Source organism: Acidovorax kalamii (genome assembly GCF_002245625.1).
Lineage (GTDB): Bacteria > Pseudomonadota > Gammaproteobacteria > Burkholderiales > Burkholderiaceae_C > Acidovorax > Acidovorax kalamii.
On sequence record NZ_NOIG01000014.1, the window covers coordinates 44,461 to 62,165 of the forward strand.

A 17,705-nucleotide genomic window follows, 5' to 3' on the forward strand; every position below is an offset into this window, starting at 1 on the left:
GCAAAGGGCTGCTGCACCGCCATGGGCCGCCACATCGCTCGCGCCAGAGTTCGTGATGTGTTTGTGATCTGACCACGGTGTGGTCGTGACATGCCCATGATGCGTTCTCAGCAGCCCAACCCCCGCCCGAGCGAGCCGGAGATGGCGGGGCCTTTCCCGCCCGACTTGCATGACGTGCGCCACATCAAGCTCAAGGCGGGGCTCCTGTTGCTGTGGGCCCTGGTGTCTTTCGGCGCCACCTATTTCGCCCGCGACCTGCAGGTGCTGGTGTTTGGTGGGTGGCCACTGGGTTACTGGATCGCGGCTCAAGGTGCCGTGCTGGTGTTCATCGGCATCGTGGTGGCCTATGGCTGGGCCATGAACCGTTTTGAGCGGGAGGACCTGGCAGACCGCGAGGCCCCGCCACTGTCTTCTGCACAGGCCCCCGACCGCCCCCATGGCTGAGCGCAAGCCAGGAAGCCCTGCCGACAGTGACCGCGCCTACCTGTGGCGGCTGCATCGCATCCTGGCGCTGTACGTGGCGGGGGTGCTGGGTTTTCTGGCGCTGATGACCTGGGCCGAGCACCAGGGCCTGTCGCGCCACTGGATCGGCCCGATCTTTCTGTTCCTCACCGTGATGGTCTACGCCGGTATTGGCGTGTATGGCCGCACGACGGACCCCGAGGACTACTACGTGGCCGGGCGGCGCATTCCGCCCATGTACAACGGCATGGCCACGGCTGCCGACTGGATGAGTGCGGCCTCGTTCATCAGCCTGTCGGGTGCTCTGTATCTGCAGGGCTTTTCGGGCACGCCAGGGCAGGCAGGGGGCTTGGCCTATCTGCTGGGCTGGACGGGCGGCTTCTGCCTGGTGGCCATGCTGATTGCGCCGCATCTGCGGGCCATGGGGCTGTACACCGTGCCCGATTTTTTCCACGTGCGTTTTGGTGGCCGCTGGCCGCGCGTGATTGCCGCGCTGGCGGCGGTGCTGTGCTCGTTCACCTATGTGGTGGCGCAGATCTATGGCGTGGGGCTGATCGCCTCGCGCCTCACGGGTGTGCAGTTCGAGATCGGCATCATGCTGGGCCTGGGTGGGGTGCTGCTGTGTTCGTTCCTGGGCGGCATGCGGGCGATCACCTGGACGCAGGTGGCGCAGTACGTAGTGCTGCTGCTGGCGTTCATGATTCCGGTGTCGTGGCTGGCCTACAAGCAGCTGGGCAACCCGCTGGCGCCCCTGGTCTATGGTGAGCAGATCGGCAAGATCGCCGACCTGGAGGCGCAATTGCTCGATTCCCCGGCCGAGCACCAGGTGGTGCAGGCCTATCTGCAGCGTGCCAAGGATTTCGAGGCGCGCCTGCAGAACGTGGAGGCCTCGCTTGCGCACGAGCGCGAGAAGGGGCGCGAGCGCATCCGGGCGCTGCGTGCGCAGAACGCCGATGTGGGCCTGATCGTGGCTGCCAGCCGCGAGCTGGCTGCGCTGCCACGCGATGCCAATACCGCGCGCGAGCGCTGGACCCGCGAAATGCGCGAGAACTACGAGCGCGCACGCCCCCTAGGCGGGCTGCCACCCCATAGCCAGGCCTATGTGGGGGACCCCGATGGCACGCCTGAAGAGCAGCGCGACTACGAGCTGACGCGCCGCAACTTTCTGGCGCTCATGTTCTGCCTGATGGTGGGCACGGCGGGCCTGCCGCACCTGCTCACCCGGTTCTACACTTCGCCCACGGTGTCGGCGGCGCGGGCGTCGGTGGGGTGGTCGCTGTTTTTTATTGCGCTGCTGTACCTCAGCGCTCCGGCGCTGGCGGTGCTGGTCAAGTTCGAGGTCATGCAGAACCTGGTGGGCAGCAGCTTTGAGGCGTTGCCCAACTGGATGGCCCAATGGTCACGGGTGGACAGCTCGCTCCTGTCGCTGGAAGACGTGAATGGCGATGGCCTGATCCAGTTCGGGGAGATCCGCCTCGGGGCTGACCTCATCATGCTGGCCACGCCCGAGCTGGGCGGCCTGCCGTATGTGGTGTCGGGCCTGGTGGCGGCGGGTGGGCTGGCGGCGGCGCTCTCGACGGCGGATGGCTTGTTGCTCACCATCAGCAATGCGCTGGTGCGCGACCTGTACTTTCAGGACTCGCAGCGCAAGGCCTCGCCCGAGCAGCGGGTGATCCTGAGCAAGTTTGCGCTGCTGGCGGTGGCCCTGTCGGCCGCTTTTGTTGCGGCGCTCAAGCCTTCCGAGATCCTGCCCATGGTGTCGGCGTCGTTCTCGCTGGCCGCATCGGCCTTTGTGCCTGCCATGGTGCTGGGCATTTTCTGGCGCGGCACCACGCGGCAGGGGGCGGTGGCGGGCATGCTCACCGGGCTGGGCATCGCGGTCTACTACATGCTGTCCCATGTGTCGGCCGTGCAGGGCGTGTTGCCCCGTTGGCTGCTGGCCGATGGGCTCTGGTTTGGCATCCAGCCTATCTCTGCCGGTGTGTTTGGCGTGCCCTGCGGGCTGTTGGTCACGGTGGTGCTGAGCTGGATGACACGGCCAGCCCCGGCGTTGCCGCCCGTCCGCTCGGAAATGTAGGCCCCCCCGCCGGGCAGGGATTGGGTGTATTTATGTGTAAACCCCGATTTCCATAGGTTTCAAAATATGGGATTCTGGGCTGCACAGCGTGGCCTATCGGCCATTGCAACCGTCTGGCCTTCTGGCCTTAGCTGCCACCGTATTCATTCCCTAGGAGAGGCATGGTTCTCGTCAAAACCCAGGCCGGGCAAGAGGCACTCAAGGATCGCCGTGGCAGTTTGAGTTCGCGCCAGCGTTCGGCATTCATCCTGTTTGACGGCAAGCGCAGCATGGGCGAAGTCCTGGCGGCCACGGCGGCCATGGGCATCACGCAGGACGATGTCCAGACCATGATTGCCCAGGGGCTGCTGGCCCCGTTGTCGGGCCAGCCCCTGCCGGTGTTTGCCCAGGCAGGTGGCCCGGCATCGGCGCTTGCGGACGCTGCCGATGCCCTGGAGGCCCCGGGCACCGATCTGGGCACCATTGCCTCGCCCGTGGAGGGCTCGGGGCGCTCGCCCAAGGAGCGTTACCAAGCCGCTTACCCCATTGCGACGGAGCTGACGGCAGGCCTGGGGCTGCGCGGGTTTCGCCTGAACCTGGCAGTGGAAGGGGCGGGCAGCTTTGACGATCTGGCGGCGCTGGCCCCCAAGATCCGCGAGGCCGTGGGGGACGACAAGTTCGAACGGCTGGACCACGCGCTGTTTGACTGAGCCCTTCGCACACACTGCGCCTTTGCCCGTTTCGCCTGTTTTCCCTGTTTTGGAGGGCGGCGAGTGCGGTTCGCAGAAAACAAAAAAGCGGCCCGCAGGCCGCTTTGGTTTTTTTTGTAGCCCGAGGGGCCCGCGATCAGCGGCCGACCTTGAGCAGTTCCACGTCGAACTTGAGTGTGGCGTTCGGGGGGATCACGCCGCCTGCGCCACGGGCGCCGTAGCCCAGGGCGGCGGGGATGATCAGGGTGCGCTTGCCGCCGATCTTCATGCCTTGCACGCCTTCGTCCCAGCCCTTGATGACCATGCCCGCGCCCAGTGCAAATTCAAAGGGGTCGTTGCGGTCGCGGCTGGAGTCGAACTTGGCGCCTTGTTCGCCGTTGTTGTAGAGCCAGCCGGTGTAGTGCACCGACACGTTCTGGCCCTTGGTGGCTTCGGCGCCTTCGCCCACGGTGGTGTCTTCGTACTGCAGGCCGGATGCGGTGGTGGTCAGTGCCATGGTGGAGGTTCCTTGAATGCTATTAAAAATATAGCTTCTAGCGCTTGCTCATCGCGCGCTAGAAGCTATTTAGAGTGCTATTTTAGCGAATGCCCTGTGCAGGGCCGGGGGCTCAGGCCTTCTTGGCACGGCCAGCCACCCAGCGGGTGGCGAAGGCCTGCACGTCCGACAGGCGCTTGAGCAGGTCGGCGCCCGAGGGGGTGACGGTGTAGCCGTCGCTGCCATGGTCCACAAAACCGGCCTCGCGCAGTTCCTTGATGCGGGTGTTGAGCGTGTTGGGGGTGATGCCGCCCACGCTGTCCTGCAGCAGGCGGAAGGTCTGGGGGTGGCCGTCCTTCAGGGCCCACAGCACGCGCAGTGCGTAGCGGCATTCAAGCCGCTCGAACAGTTGGTTGATGGCGACATTTTCTTTGGAGCTCATGGACGCTTCTCCTCGCGCAAGTGTTGGATCTCGATTCGGATCGGGCGGACGGTTGCCGGGCCCGTGATGTGCTGAAACTATAGCGCGGAACCCGTTTTGCTACAAGTTTGGTAGCTCAGAATGCACGTCACATATGCGCTGAAGGGGAAATTTGGGCCATTCGCCAGCAAAATGTTGCGCACCGGCCACGGATCAGGGGGCCGGGAGCAGATGCCCCTGCCGCGCCAAATACCCCACCAGCAACTGCGCCGCCGGGGGCAGGGCGCTGGCGCTGCGGTAGCAGATGGCAAAGCGCCGCTGGGCCCAGGGGTCGCTCAGCGGGACGATGCGCACCGGTGCCAACTGGGCAAACGGCTGGGCCACCTCGCGCGGCACCACGCTGATGGCGAGGTTGGCGCGCACCACCCGCAGGGCGGCGTCAAAGTTGGACACCAGCACTCGGTGGGCCAGCATTTTTCCTTCCACTGCGGCGGCACGCGCCAGCAGCACCTGCACGGCGCTCAGCGCGGGCATGCTCACGAATTCGTGCTCCAGCACATCAGCAAACCGCACGCTCTGCAACTGGGCCACGGGGTGCGACTCGTGTGCCACCACAGCCAGGTGGTCGCTGCGGTAGGCGCTGGTTTCCAGCCCCGACAGGTCGGCCGCGTCCCAGCAGATGCCAATGGAGGCGCTGCCGTCGCGCACACCTTGCACCACGTCCGGGCTCACGCGCTCCTCCAGGCTGATCTGGATGTTGCGGTGTGCAGGGTCCTGCAGAAAGGCCGCCACATCGTCGGCCAGCGACTCGGCCATGACCGACGCCGTGACCAGCATGCGCACATGGCCGCGCGTGCCGGTGGCGTAGGCCGCCATGTCACGCTCGATCTGCCCCACGCTGGCCAGCATGGTGCGGGCATGCTCCAGCAGCGTCTCGCCCGCCGGGGTGGGTACCACGCCCCGCCGTTTGCGCAGCAGCAGTGGCGTGCCCACGGTGTCTTCCAGCTGCGCCAGCCGCTTGCTGATGGCCGAGCCCACGATGGACTCCTGCTCGGCCGCGCGCGCAATGCTGCGCTGCTCGCACACGGCGGCAAAGAGGCGCAGGGTCTGCAGATCCAGGTCGCGCATGGCAAATCTCCAGGATTGTGATGTTCCGTTTGGGAATGTTATGGCTTCCGAGATGTATTTTCTGATTCATTCGGGAATTTTTAGAATCTTGCCCAGACCCACCCGAAAGAGACATCCCGTGCGCACCTCCCCGATCCCGTCCGACCTGCAGCCCCCGGCGGCCCGTGCCACCGTCCGCGAAGTCGGCCTGCGCGACGGCCTGCAAAGTATTGCCACGGTGGTGCCCACCGCGCACAAGATCGAATGGATCAGCGCTGCCTACGCCGCCGGCCAGCGCGAGATCGAGGTGGGCTCCTTTGTACCGGCTCGGCTGTTGCCCCAGTTGGCCGACACGGCCGAGGTGCTGGCCCATGCCAAAAACCTGCCCGGCCTGGTGGCCTCGGTGCTGGTGCCCAACATCAAAGGCGCCGAGCGCGCGCTGGAGCAGGGTGCCGACCTGATGATCGTGCCCCTGTCCGCCAGCCGCGCCCACAGCCTGGCCAACCTGCGCAAGACCCCCGACGAGGTGGTGGCCGAGGTGGCGCGCATCCGCGCGCTGCGCGATGCCAGCGGCCGCCGCACATTGATCGAAGGTGGCGTGGGCACGGCCTTTGGTTGCACCCTGCAGGGCGAGGTGGCTGAGAGCGAAGTGCTGCGCCTGATGGTGGCCTTGCTGGATGCGGGGGCCGACCGCGTGAGCCTGGCTGACACCGTGGGTTTTGCCGACCCGGCCTCGGTCGCCCGGCTGTTTGAAAAGGCCCGCGCCCTGGTGGGCGACCGCCTGGCCTGCGCGCACTTCCACGACACGCGCGGCATGGGCCTGGCCAATGTGTATGCCGCCTGGCAGGCAGGCATCACCCGCTTCGACGCCTGCCTGGCGGGCATTGGCGGCTGCCCGCACGCGCCGGGCGCCAGTGGCAATGTCACCACCGAAGACCTCGTGTTCATGCTGGAGCGTATGGGCGTTGCCACTGGTATCGACGTGACCGCGCTGCTCGCGCTGCGCCAGCGCGTGGCCGGATGGTTGTCGGGCGAGACCCTGCATGGCACGCTCTGGCAGGCCGGGCTGCCGCAGAATGCCGCACCCGCCGCGCTGCGCTTGGCAGCAACGGCCTGACCCCCTTTTCGGAACGACCTGAACATGAACGACGACACACCCGCCACCCCCTCGTCCCCCCGCCTGCCGCTCGAAGGCCTGCGCGTAGTCGAGTTCACCCACATGGTCATGGGCCCCACCTGCGGCATGGTACTGGCCGACCTGGGCGCCGAGGTCATCAAGGTCGAGCCTGTGGATGGCGACCGCACCCGCCATCTGCTGGGCGCGGGCGCGGGCTTCTTCCCCATGTTCAACCGCAACAAGAAGAGCATTGCCATCGACCTGCGCAGCCCCGAGGGCCTGGCGGTGGCGCGCAAGCTGGCTGCATCCGCCGACGTGGTGGCGCAAAACTTCAAGCCGGGCGTGATGACCAAGTACGGCCTGGACTATGCCGCGCTGAGCGAGGTCAACCCGCGCCTCATCTACGTCAACCACACGGGCTTCTTGCCCGGCCCGTACGAGCACCGCACGGCGCTCGATGAGGTGGTGCAGATGATGGGCGGCCTGGCCTACATGACCGGCCGCCCTGGCGACCCGCTGCGCGCGGGCAGCAGCGTGAACGACATCATGGGCGGCATGTTCGGCGCGATCGGTGCGATGGCGGCGCTGATGCAGCGCGGCATCACCGGGCGCGGGCAGGAGGTGGATTCGGCCCTGTTCGAGAACAACGTGTTCCTGGTCGGCCAGCACATGATGCAGTACGCCGTCACCGGCAAACCGGCAGCCCCCATGCCCGACCGCATTTCGTCCTGGGCCGTGTACGACGTGTTCAGCGTGAAGGACGGCGGGCAGATCTTTTTGGCCGCCGTGAGCGATGCGCAGTGGCAGACCTTCTGCGATGCCATGGGCTATGCCGACCTGAAGGCCGACACGGGCCTCGCCACCAACAACGACCGCGTGCGCGCCCGTCCCACGCTGATGCCCGTGCTGCGCGAGCGGCTGGCGCAGCACACGGCCGATGAGCTGGCCGCGATCTTCGAGCGCCACGGCCTGCCGTTTGCACCCATCCGCCGACCCGAAGAACTGTTTTACGACCCGCACCTGCAAGCCACCGGTGGCCTGGCCGACATCACGCTGCCCGACGGTGAGCGCGCCGGGCAGACTGCGCAGATCACGCTGATGCCGCTGCGCATGGACGGCCAGCGCCTGGATGTGCGCCGTGACCCGCCGCGCCTGGGCCAGCACACCGCCGAGCTGCTGCAGGGCCTGGGTTACACGGCCGATGAAGTGGCCGCGTTGCAGGCCAGCGGGGCCATTGCCTGATCTTTCCTTGACGACCGGGGCCCCCCACGCGGCGCAGACCGCAGGCCCCCGGATTCCCCACCCCACCACCGGAGACAACCGTGCCCCAGTCCACCCCTGCCTTTGACTTGCCCCGCATCGCGCCCGCCACGCACGGCCTGCCCACGCGTCGCCAGGCCCTGGCCACCGGCGCCGCCGCGCTGGCCGCTGCGGCCTGGGGCCTGCCCCGCCTGGCCCGTGCCCAGGGCGACGGCAAGCCGCTGCGCGTGATCCTGCCGCTGTCGGCGGGCTCGGGGGCGGACGGCGCCATCCGTGCCATCAGCACCAGCCTGGCCAAGGCACTGGGCCAGCCCATCGTCATCGAGAACCTGCCGGGCGCGGGTGGCATCACCGGCACCACGCAAATCGTGCGTGCGCCCAAGGACGGCTCGGTGATCGGTGTGGTGTCCAACAACCATGTGGTCAACCCCAGCGTGTACAAGAACATACCGTTCGACTCACTGACCGACATCACGCCCATCACCATCATTGGCGCCACGCCCTTTGTGCTGGTGGCCCACCCCTCGGTGCCCGCCAAGACGGTGCAGGAGCTGGTCGCGCTGGCCAAGTCGAAACCCGGCGTGCTCAACTACGGGTCGTCCGGCAACGGCACCATCCTGCACCTGGGCGCGGCCATGTTTGTGGACCAGGCGCAGCTCGACATCAAGCACATCCCCTACCGGGGCATGGGCCCGCTGATGAACGACATCCTGGGCGGGCAGGTGCAGCTGGGGGTGGTGGCGGTGGCGCCCGCTGCGGCGCACATCAAGTCGGGTGCGCTGCGCGCCCTGGGGGTGACCACGGCCAGCCGCGTGCCCCTGCTGCCCGGGGTGCCGACCATTGCCGAACAGGGCCTGCCGGGCTACGAACTGGATGGCTGGATCGCCCCCGTGGCGCCTGCGGGCCTGCCCAAGGCCGAGCTCGCGCGGCTGTACAACGGCTTCAAGGCCGCCATGGAGATGCCCGAGGCGCGCGATGCTCTGCTTGCCCAGGGCTACGAGATCAAGCTCACGCCGCCCGAACCCGCCGCCGCCTTCTTCCGCACCGAAGCCGCGCGCATGGCGCAGGTGGTGAAAAACGCCCACGTGAAGATTGACTGACGGACCGAGACCCGCCGAGACCGGGCGGCGGGTGGGGCAGGGCGTGGCCTGTCAGGCCGCCTGACCGTTCGCCACGCCGCTCCGGAGCAAAAATTTGAAGCTTTTTAGGACGTTACCGCGCTATGGGTAAGCCTTTTAAGCTATTGTTTTGATAGTAATCTGCGTCAGGCTTGTGGTGCGGGCAACGCGTGATGCTGGTGGTGTTGCGGAGAGCGCTGCGGATGCTGCTGATGTGACTGGTGCCGCAGGCGGAACACCGCCACGGCATCCACCAACTGGCGGGCCTGGCCGCTCAGGCTGCCTGCGGCGGCGGCGCTTTCTTCCACCAGGGCGGCGTTCTGTTGCGTCACGTCGTCCATGCGCACGATGGCCTGTGTCACGCGCTGCATGTCCGAGGTCTGCGCGGCGCTGGCCTGGCTGATTTCTTCCATCAGGCTGCTCACCTCGCGGATGGACGCCACGACCTCGGTCATGGTGGTGCCCGCATCCCGCGCCAGGTCCGAGCCCGCCTGCACACGTTCCACGCTGGTCTGGATCAGCGCCTTGATCTCGCGCGCCGCCCCGGCGCTGCGCGTGGCCAGGTTGCGCACCTCGCTGGCCACCACCGCAAAACCCCGGCCCTGCTCACCCGCACGCGCGGCTTCCACGGCGGCATTAAGCGCCAGGATATTCGTCTGGAACGCAATCCCGTCGATCACTCCAATGATGTCGGCAATGCGGCGCGAACTTTCCTGGATGCCCTGTACCACCTCCACCATCTGCGTCACCACATCGCCGCCGCGCTGTGCCACGGTGGCGCCGCTCTTGGCCAGTTCGTTGGCGCGTTGCGCGTTCGAGGCGTTCTGCTGCACCGTGGCCTGCAGTTGCTGCATGGACGAAGCGGTTTCGTCCAGCGACGAAGCCTGCTCTTCGGTGCGCATGCTCAGGTCGGCATTGCCCTGGGCTATTTCGGCACTCGCGCTGGCCACGCCCTCGGCGTTGCTGCGCACACCGGCCACCACGGTCTCCAGGTTGTCCTGCATGGCGCGCAGGGCTTCGAGCAGCCGGGCGGGCTCGTCGCGGCCTTCCACACGGATGCTGGTGGTCAGGTCGCCCGCTGCCACCTTGTGGGCCAGCGACACGGCCACGCCGAGCGGCCGCACCACCGACCGCGTGAGCAGCCAGCCCGCGCACGCGCCCAGTGCGGTCACCAGCGCCAGCGCCACCAGGCTGCTGACCAGCGCGCGCCGCGCGTCTTGCCCCGCCTGCTGGGCAATGGCCGCGCTGCTGGCGGCCACCTGCTGGCTCAGCTCGGTGAGCAGCTTGGCCGGGCCCTGGTCGATGTCTGCCACGTCGGCATCCCCAGCCGATGGCACAAAGCCCAGCGACTGGAACACTTCAAAACCCTTGCGGTAACCTTGCGCCATCTGCGCGTGGGCCTGGGTGAACTTTTGCAGCGCGGCCTTTTCCTGCGCGTCGGTCAGCTGGGGCTCCAGCGCCTTGGCGGCATCGGCCACCCGTTTTTCGCTGGCCTGGAAGGCGTTCCAGTGCAATTCGCGCTTGCGCGAGTCTTCGCCGCGCAGCAGGGTGTTCTTCCACTCCAGCACCTGGGTCTTGAACTCGCTCTCCATGCGGCTCACGGCGCGCTCCTGCGCCACCCGCCCGAGCACCGTGGTGTCGTAGGTGCCCAGCGTGCGGTACAGCGTGGCGATGCCGAACAGCGCGGCGCCCAGCAGCAGCGCCAGCACCAGGCCCAGGGCCGTGGCCATGCGTGCGCCGATGGAGTGGTTGGACATTTTCATCAGAGGCTCCAAAGGTTCTGCAGCGGGCCCGGAGGGCCTGGTGGTGAGATCAGGCCTTCAGCTTGAGCAAATAGACCATCACGCGGGCGGTGGTGAGGTCCAGCTCCATGAACTCTGCCAAATCCTTGCCCGTGAGCCAAGAGGGTTCCCACCGGTTCTGCTTGAGCGTGCGCGTCCAGGACTCATGGTGGGTGGCGGCTTCGATGGCGGCCAGCATCTCGGCCGCCCGCGCAGGTGCCACGCCCTTGCCGGTGAACACGCCGCGCCAGTTGGCCATGACAGCGTCCAGTCCCTGTTCGCGGAATGCGGGCAGGCCAAACGCGCTGCGGCGCGACGAGACGCCGATGGCACGCAGCTTGCCCGCCGCAATCGCGTCGCTGAACTCGCTGTAGCCCGACAGGCCCACGGCCGCGTTGCCAGACATCACGGCCTCGACCACGTCGGCACCACCCGGAAACGGCTTGTAGACCAGCCCTTCCGGGTTGGCCTTGGTGGCACGCGCCAAGACTCCCGCAAAGATATGGTCCACCCCTCCGGCAGAGCCACCGGCCACGGGCACCGCCTTCAGGTCTGCGCGCATGGCATCGGCCAGGTCCTTGGTGGTTTTGATGGGCGATTGCGCCGCCACCGCCGCCACCAGGTAGTCACTGGTCAGGCGCGCCAGGGGCTGTATCTGGCCCATGTCCACGGCAGGTTTCTGCAGCGCCACGGCGCCCACCATCACCATGCCCCCCATGAACAAGGTGTTGGCATCGTTACCGTATTTTTCAGCGTACTTGGCGAGGCCAATGGTGCCGCCCTTGCCGCCGATGTTCTCGTACTCGACCTGGTCGGCCGCGCCCGCGCCCACCAGCGCTGCGCCCAGCGCGCGGCCAGTCTGGTCCCAGCCGCCACCGGGGTTGGCGGGGATCACGATGCGCAGCGTGCCCACCAGCTTGGGTGCCTTGGGCGGCGCGCTGCGCGCGGCAGCGCCTGCGGCGGCCGCCTGGGCCCAGGCGGAAGTGGCAAACGAGGTACCTAGTGCGCCGATGGCGCCCGTGGCGGTGGCGCGGGCAAGGATCTGGCGGCGGTTGAAGGAGGTCGTCATACGGTCTTTGGCAAAAAAAGGGGGGGATGCAGATCGTTGGGTCGGCCTGTGCGCACTGCGACAGGAGATTGCCGAACTGCATGGCAGTCTCCTTCAGCCGTGTGGCAATGGTCACCATCCAAGCTGTCAGTCTGCTGTCGCTGGCATGGGGGTAAACGTGGGGGCCGCGCTGAGCAAAGCCCAAAAAAACGCCCTGCGCCGCAGATGCGGGGCAGGGCGTTGGGGCCAGCGAAGGCTGGGTTGCGAGGCTTACGGCGCTTACAGCGAGTCGATGAAGCTGCGCAGCTTGTCCGAGCGGCTGGGGTGCTTGAGCTTGCGCAGTGCCTTGGCTTCGATCTGGCGGATGCGTTCGCGGGTCACGTCGAACTGCTTGCCCACTTCTTCCAAGGTGTGGTCGCTGGTCATTTCGATACCGAAACGCATGCGCAGCACCTTGGCTTCACGCGGCGTGAGGCCGTCCAGGATGTCCTTGACCACGTCGCGCAGGCCGGCCTGCATGGCGGCTTCGATAGGAGCGGTGTTGGCACCGTCCTCGATGAAGTCGCCCAGGTGGCTGTCGTCGTCGTCCCCGATCGGCGTTTCCATGGAGATCGGCTCCTTGGCGATCTTCATGATCTTGCGGATCTTGTCCTCGGGGATCTCCATCTTGGCCGCCAGGATGGACGCATCGGGCTCAAAGCCAAACTCTTGCAAGTGCTGGCGGCTGATGCGGTTCATCTTGTTGATCGTCTCGATCATGTGCACCGGGATACGAATGGTGCGCGCCTGGTCGGCGATCGAGCGGGTGATGGCCTGGCGAATCCACCAGGTGGCGTAGGTCGAGAACTTGTAGCCCCGGCGGTATTCGAACTTGTCCACCGCCTTCATCAGGCCAATGTTGCCTTCCTGGATCAGGTCGAGGAACTGCAGGCCCCGGTTGGTGTACTTCTTGGCAATCGAGATCACGAGGCGCAGGTTGGCCTCGATCATTTCCTTCTTGGCATCGCGCGAGGTGGCTTCGCCCTCGTTCATGCGCTTGTTGATGCCCTTGAGCTCGGCCAGCGGCACCACGACGCGCGACTGCAGGTCCATCAGCTTTTGCTGCAGGTCCTGGATGGGCGGGATGTTGCGCGCAATCACGGCCGACCAGGGCTTGCCCGCAGCGGCCTGCTTCTCGACCCATTGCAGGTTCAGCAGGTTGGGCGGGAAGTCCTTGATGAAGGTCTCCTGGGGCATGCCGCACTTGTCCACGATGATGCGGCGCAGTTCGCGTTCCTTCTTGCGCACATCGTCCACCTGGCCGCGCACCATGTCGCACAGCTTCTCGATGGTCTTGGCGGTGAAGCGGATGGTCATCAGCTCGGCCGACAGGGCCTGCTGGGCCTTGATGTACGCAGGCGTGCCGTAGCCTTCCTTGTCGTACACCTTGTGCACTTTTTCGAACAGCTCGCGCAGCTTGTCGAAGCGCTCCAGCGCCTGCTTCTTGAGTTCTTCGAGCTTCTTGGTCAGCGCCTTGCTGCCGCCCTTGCCGTCGTCGTCATCGGCCTCGTCGAATTCGTCGAAGTCTTCTTCGGCCACATAGTCGTCGGCCTCATTGGGGTTGGAGAAGCCGTCCACGATGGTCGAGATCACGACCTTGCCTTCGCGGATTTCCTCGCCCATGTTCAGGATTTCGGCGATGGTGGCGGGCGATGCGCTGATCGCCTCCATCATGGCCATCAGGCCGCCTTCGATGCGTTTGGCGATTTCGATTTCGCCTTCGCGGGTCAGCAGCTCCACCGTGCCCATTTCGCGCATGTACATGCGGACCGGGTCGGTGGTGCGGCCGAATTCCGAGTCCACGGTGGACAGCGCGGCTTCGGCGGCTTCTTCGGCTTCTTCCTCGGTGGCGCCAGCGGGAGCGTTGTCCGTGATGATCAGCGCTTCGGCATCGGGCGTCTGCTCGTACACCGCCACGCCCAGGTCGTTCAGGGTGGTGATGACGGCTTCGAGGGTTTCGGCATCGACCAGCTTGTCGGGCAAGTGGTCGTTGATTTCAACGTGCGTGAGGTAGCCGCGTGTCTTGCCCAGCTTGATCAGGGCCTTCAGGCGCTGGCGGCGCTTTTGCATGTCTTCTTCGGACAGGACGGTTTCGTCCAGGCCGAATTCCTTCATCAAGGCACGTTCCTTGGCCTTGCTGATCTTCATGCGCAGCGGCTTGACCTTTTCGACCGTGGCGGCCGCTTCCGGGGTCTCCTCGACTTCGCCTTCCAGGTCCGATTCGATGTCGGACAGGTCGGTGTCGTCGCCGCCTTCGTCACCGGCGGCGGCAGCCTTGGGTTTGCGGCCACGCTTGGCGGGGGCCTTGGCTTCGGCGGTGGTGCCTGCAGCCTTGGCGGGGCGGCCGGGGCGCTTCTTCGGGGTTTCTTCTTCGTCGGCGGCAGCGGCGACAGCCTTGGCGCGGGCAGGCTTTTTCTTCAGCAGCTCATCGGCGGCTTTGATCAGCTCGGCGGTACTTTTCACGGACACGGTTTTGACTTTCTTGGCTGCTGGAGCGGGCGCGGCGGCTGCAGGCTTTTTGGCCGGAGCTTTCGCAGTTGCTTTGGCAGCAGGGGTGGGAACAGCCTTTGCGGCAGTGCCTGGAGCGGACTTGGGCGGCTTCGCGGACTTTTGAGCGGGCATGGAACAACCTCAGAATCAAAAACGGACACACAAAGAAATCGCAAGCGCCACAGATCCCGGCGCGGGTGGCGGTGCGAAGCTGAACGGTCTTCGCACTTCGAGGGGATGCCCTCAGCGGCAAGATGTCTGGGCGATCATTTGGTGTGCAGTCCTTGCGATAAGTGGGCCCATCAGCGCATAGGTGCGCGTTTGTCGCGGTGGCCCGGCTCGGAGGTGCTGCTGTCGCTCTTGCCTAACCCTACATCATACCATTTGACTCGATTTCAAGCCGTTGCGGTGTTCACGCCCAACAAAATCTTGCGTTTTTGCTCCAGAGCCCGGTAGCGCTCCAGGGCCGAGGGGTCCTGGGCGGCCTGCAGCATCAGCAGCTTCTGCTGCTCGGCGATGTCCTCGATGAGCATGCGGTTCAGCAAATCGCGCAGCTCCAGCCGGAGTTCGGCCAGCTCGCCCTCGGTCTGGGCGTGGGCGCCGGTCATCACCTTCACCGCCAGGTCTTCGCATTCGTGGTCGCGCAGACTTTCGCGCAGCACGGCCCAGGCCAGGGGGCCGTGTTCGTGGAACTGCGCTTCCAGCCAGGTGAACAGCGGGCCGTGGGGCGAGGGCTGGGCGCACAGCGCGGCATGGTCGTCATGGGTCAGCTCTTCGAGAAACGCCATGTGCGACAACAGCAGCCGCGCGGCGTGGTCGGCCCGGCCCATGGCGGGCGTGCGGGGCAGGCGCGGCTGGGGCGGCCAAGGCGCGTCCTTGTCGCGCTTGCTCCATTTGCCGTTGCTGCCCTTTTTCCAGTCGCCACCGCCACTGTTCTTGCGGAACGGGGGCTTGCCGCCGCCGTAACCACCAGCGCCAGGGGCCTCGTAGCCGCCGGATGTGCCCCCGCCACCCACGTATTCGGGCTCGTGGTGGGGCTGCCAGCCGTCCAGGTCGGGGGGCGGCATGTCGCCCCAGGGGGGCTCATCGGCATAGGGGCTGGCGGCCGGGGCCTGGGGGCGCGGTGCCGGGGCGGGCACACGTGCAGGCTCACGGGCACCGCCACCAGAGTTCCACAGCTCCGACAGGTCGCGTGCGTTGAGCTGGGTGAGTTCGGCCAGTTCGCCCAGCAGCTGGCGCTTGAGCACGCCGTCGGGCAGGGCCGTCCACAGCGGGCGGGCGTTGCTCGCCATGTGGGCGCGGCCCTCGGCCGTGGCCAGGTCGCAGCCTTCGCTGGCCGATTCGACCAGAAAGCGGCTGAGCGGCACGGCGTTGCCCACATGCTGGGCGAAGGCGTCGGTGCCGTGGGCGCGGATGAAGCTGTCCGGGTCGTGCTCGGCGGGCAGGAAGAGAAACTTGATGCTGCGCGTGTCGGTGGCGTGGGGCAGGGCCCCGTCGAGCGCCTTGCGCGCGGCGCGGCGGCCCGCGTTGTCGCCGTCAAAGCTGAACACCACCGCGTCCGTAAAACGCAGCAGCTTGTGCACATGCTCGGGCGTGCAGGCCGTGCCCAGGGTGGCCACGGCGTTCGGAAACCCGAGCTGCGCCAGCGCCACCACATCCATGTAGCCTTCGGTGACCAGGGCATAGCCGTGCTCGCGGATGGCAGTGCGGGCCTCGAACAGGCCGTACAGCTCGCGGCCCTTGTGGAACACCGGGGTTTCGGGCGAGTTGAGGTACTTGGGTTTGTCGTCGCCCAGCACCCGGCCGCCAAAGCCGATGCATTCGCCCTTCACGTTGCGGATGGGGAACATCACCCGGTCGCGAAACCGGTCGTAGCGCTTGTCCTGTCCCTCTTCGCCCACGATGACCAGGCCGCTTTCCTCCAGCAGCGGGTCGTCGTAGCGCGGGAACACGCTGGCCAGGCTGCGCCAGCCCTCGGGCGCATAGCCCAGCCCGTAGCGCTTGGCCACGGCGCCCGACACGCCCCGGCCCTTGAAGTAGCCAATGGCGCGCTGCGACTCGCGCAGGTGGCGGCGGTAGGCATCGGCGGCTTTCTCGAGCACGTCGCTCAGCGTGGCCTGCTTCTGGCGGGCGGCGGCGGCGCGCTCGCGCTCCTGGGGCGAGATGTCGTCGTCAGGCACCTGCAGGCCCACGCCCTGGGCCAGGTCCTGCACGGCCTCGACGAAACCCATGCCTGCGTGGTCCATCAAGAAGCTGATGGCGTTGCCGTTTTTGCCGCAGCCAAAGCAGTGATAGAACTGCTTGGCGGGGCTGACGCTGAAAGATGGCGACTTTTCCCCGTGGAAAGGGCACAGTCCCATGAAGTTGGCCCCGCCTTTCTTCAGTTGAACGTAGCGGCCCACAATGTCGACCACATCGACGCGGGCAAGCAGTTCCTGGATGAAAGACTGAGGGATCGTCACGCGGTGTATTGTCCGCGTAAACTGTTTGTTACCAGTTATTACAAAGCGGGGCTTTCGGCATGGCGTGCATGGCATGGCAGCAAGCAGCAGGCACTGGGCCGCATCAGGTGCGGCGCCGCAGTGCGGCGGCAGCGTTGCTGGCCGCAGGCCTGGGGGCGGTGCTGCCTGGCCCGGCGCAAGCCGCCACGGTGCTGCGCGTGCTGGCCTGGCCGGGGTATGCCGATGCCGACTTTGTGGCCGTGTTCGAGAAGCGCCACGGGGTCAAGGTCGAGATCACCACCGTGGCCTCCGACGACGTCCTGCGCGCCAAGCTGGCCAGCCCGGGCGGCCCCGGGTTTGACCTGGTCGCCGCCAACACCGCCGAAATCGCGCGCCTGGTGGACCAGAAGATGCTGACACCGTTGCCCGTAAGCAACATTCCCAACACGGCGCGCCAGCTGCCGCGTTTTCGGCAACTGCAGTCCATCGCAGGCATCACCGCGTGGGGCGAGGTGTATGCCATGCCCTTCACCTATTCCGAGATGGGGCTGGTCTACGACCGCCAGCAGTTCAGCACGCCCCCGGACTCGGTTGCCGTGCTGTGGGACCCGCGCTGGCAGGGCAAGGTGCTGGCATTTGACGGCAGCAGCCATGGATTTTCGCTGGCCGCCATGCACCGGGGGCTGGCGCCGTTTCGCATTGATCCCGACCGTTTCAGCTCGCTGGCCAGGGACCTGGTGGCCCTGCGTCGCAACGTGCGCTCTTTCTACAGCCTGCCCGAGGAGTCGGTGGAGCTGTTCCGCAAGCACAAGGTGGCCGTGATGCACGCCAACTACGGCCAGCAGCAGCTCAAGCAGTTGCGCGATGCGGGGCTGGACGTGGGCTATGTGGTGCCCAAAGAGGGCGCGCTGGCCTGGCTCGACTGCTGGGCCATTACCCGTCGATCCACCAAGGTGGCCCTGGCTGCGGAGTGGATCAACTACATGCTTGACCCGGCGCTGAGCCGCGAATTCACCCGGCGCCAGGGCCTGGCCAACACGCTGGAGGAGCCACCCGCCCTGTCGGGGGATGTGCCCATGGGGCCCATCGTCTGGCTGGAGCCGGTGGAGGACGAAACCCGGCGCGCGCAACTGTGGCAGCGCATCGTGGCGGGCGACCGCCCGGCGAGGTTCTGACACAT

General features: G+C 66.6%; 14 protein-coding genes. 7 read left to right on the forward strand and 7 right to left on the reverse strand.

The features are described from left to right. Positions 1-99 precede the first annotated feature (99 nt). The 3 genes from CBY09_RS22195 to CBY09_RS22205 all read left to right on the forward strand — a co-directional run bounded on the left by CBY09_RS22195 (position 100) and on the right by CBY09_RS22205 (position 3,228). Positions 100-444 carry a DUF4212 domain-containing protein gene (locus CBY09_RS22195; RefSeq protein WP_094291800.1) on the forward strand — a complete coding sequence of 115 codons (345 nt, stop codon included), beginning with the start codon at positions 100-102 and terminating at the stop codon, positions 442-444. Next, the gene (locus CBY09_RS22200) at positions 437-2,539 is read left to right on the forward strand and encodes a VC_2705 family sodium/solute symporter (RefSeq protein WP_094291753.1); all 2,103 of its coding nucleotides are present in this window, start codon (positions 437-439) and stop codon (positions 2,537-2,539) included. Before CBY09_RS22195 ends, CBY09_RS22200 begins: the two co-directional genes overlap by 8 nt. Before the next feature lie 161 nt (positions 2,540-2,700). Further along, positions 2,701-3,228, forward strand: coding sequence for a hypothetical protein (locus tag CBY09_RS22205; RefSeq protein WP_094291754.1), 528 nt, complete (start codon positions 2,701-2,703; stop codon positions 3,226-3,228). A gap of 136 nt (positions 3,229-3,364) precedes the next feature. On the opposite strand, the gene CBY09_RS22210 is transcribed toward CBY09_RS22205, so the two are convergent. The 3 genes from CBY09_RS22210 to CBY09_RS22220 form a co-directional block, all read right to left on the reverse strand. Beyond that, positions 3,365-3,724, reverse strand: a complete 360-nt coding sequence (locus CBY09_RS22210) for an FKBP-type peptidyl-prolyl cis-trans isomerase (protein WP_094291755.1) — start codon at positions 3,722-3,724, stop codon at positions 3,365-3,367. Positions 3,725-3,836: 112 nt separating this feature from the next. After that, positions 3,837-4,145 carry a winged helix-turn-helix transcriptional regulator gene (locus CBY09_RS22215; protein WP_063462008.1) on the reverse strand — a complete coding sequence of 103 codons (309 nt, stop codon included), beginning with the start codon at positions 4,143-4,145 and terminating at the stop codon, positions 3,837-3,839. Positions 4,146-4,337: 192 nt separating this feature from the next. Then, a complete protein-coding gene (locus tag CBY09_RS22220; protein ID WP_094291756.1) occupies positions 4,338-5,252 on the reverse strand; it encodes a LysR family transcriptional regulator in 915 nt (304 codons plus the stop codon). A gap of 118 nt (positions 5,253-5,370) precedes the next feature. Between CBY09_RS22220 and CBY09_RS22225 the strand changes: the two genes are divergently transcribed. The 3 genes from CBY09_RS22225 to CBY09_RS22235 all read left to right on the forward strand — a co-directional run bounded on the left by CBY09_RS22225 (position 5,371) and on the right by CBY09_RS22235 (position 8,708). After that, complete coding sequence (locus tag CBY09_RS22225) at positions 5,371-6,348, forward strand: hydroxymethylglutaryl-CoA lyase (RefSeq protein ID WP_205734198.1); 978 nt, start codon at positions 5,371-5,373, stop codon at positions 6,346-6,348. A 24-nt stretch (positions 6,349-6,372) separates the two neighbouring features. Next, positions 6,373-7,590 carry a CaiB/BaiF CoA transferase family protein gene (locus tag CBY09_RS22230; RefSeq protein WP_094291757.1) on the forward strand — a complete coding sequence of 406 codons (1,218 nt, stop codon included), beginning with the start codon at positions 6,373-6,375 and terminating at the stop codon, positions 7,588-7,590. 107 nt (positions 7,591-7,697) lie between these two features. After that, a complete protein-coding gene (locus tag CBY09_RS22235; protein WP_094291758.1) occupies positions 7,698-8,708 on the forward strand; it encodes a tripartite tricarboxylate transporter substrate binding protein in 1,011 nt (336 codons plus the stop codon). Between the two features lie 164 nt (positions 8,709-8,872). Here the strand turns inward: CBY09_RS22235 and CBY09_RS22240 are convergent, their stop codons facing one another. The 4 genes from CBY09_RS22240 to dnaG form a co-directional block, all read right to left on the reverse strand. Continuing rightward, positions 8,873-10,489, reverse strand: a complete 1,617-nt coding sequence (locus tag CBY09_RS22240; RefSeq protein WP_240515817.1) for a methyl-accepting chemotaxis protein — start codon at positions 10,487-10,489, stop codon at positions 8,873-8,875. Between the two features lie 49 nt (positions 10,490-10,538). Further along, entirely contained in the window at positions 10,539-11,576 is a 1,038-nt protein-coding gene (locus CBY09_RS22245; protein WP_094291759.1) for a Bug family tripartite tricarboxylate transporter substrate binding protein, read from the reverse strand. 258 nt (positions 11,577-11,834) lie between these two features. Beyond that, positions 11,835-14,216, reverse strand: a complete 2,382-nt coding sequence (gene rpoD / locus CBY09_RS22250; RefSeq protein ID WP_094291760.1) for an RNA polymerase sigma factor RpoD — start codon at positions 14,214-14,216, stop codon at positions 11,835-11,837. A 263-nt stretch (positions 14,217-14,479) separates the two neighbouring features. After that, the gene (gene dnaG / locus CBY09_RS22255) at positions 14,480-16,546 is read right to left on the reverse strand and encodes a DNA primase (RefSeq protein WP_094291761.1); all 2,067 of its coding nucleotides are present in this window, start codon (positions 16,544-16,546) and stop codon (positions 14,480-14,482) included. Between the two features lie 68 nt (positions 16,547-16,614). On the opposite strand from dnaG, the gene CBY09_RS22260 reads away from it, so the two are divergent. After that, complete coding sequence (locus CBY09_RS22260) at positions 16,615-17,700, forward strand: ABC transporter substrate-binding protein (RefSeq protein ID WP_094291802.1); 1,086 nt, start codon at positions 16,615-16,617, stop codon at positions 17,698-17,700. Positions 17,701-17,705: the final 5 nt, after the last annotated feature.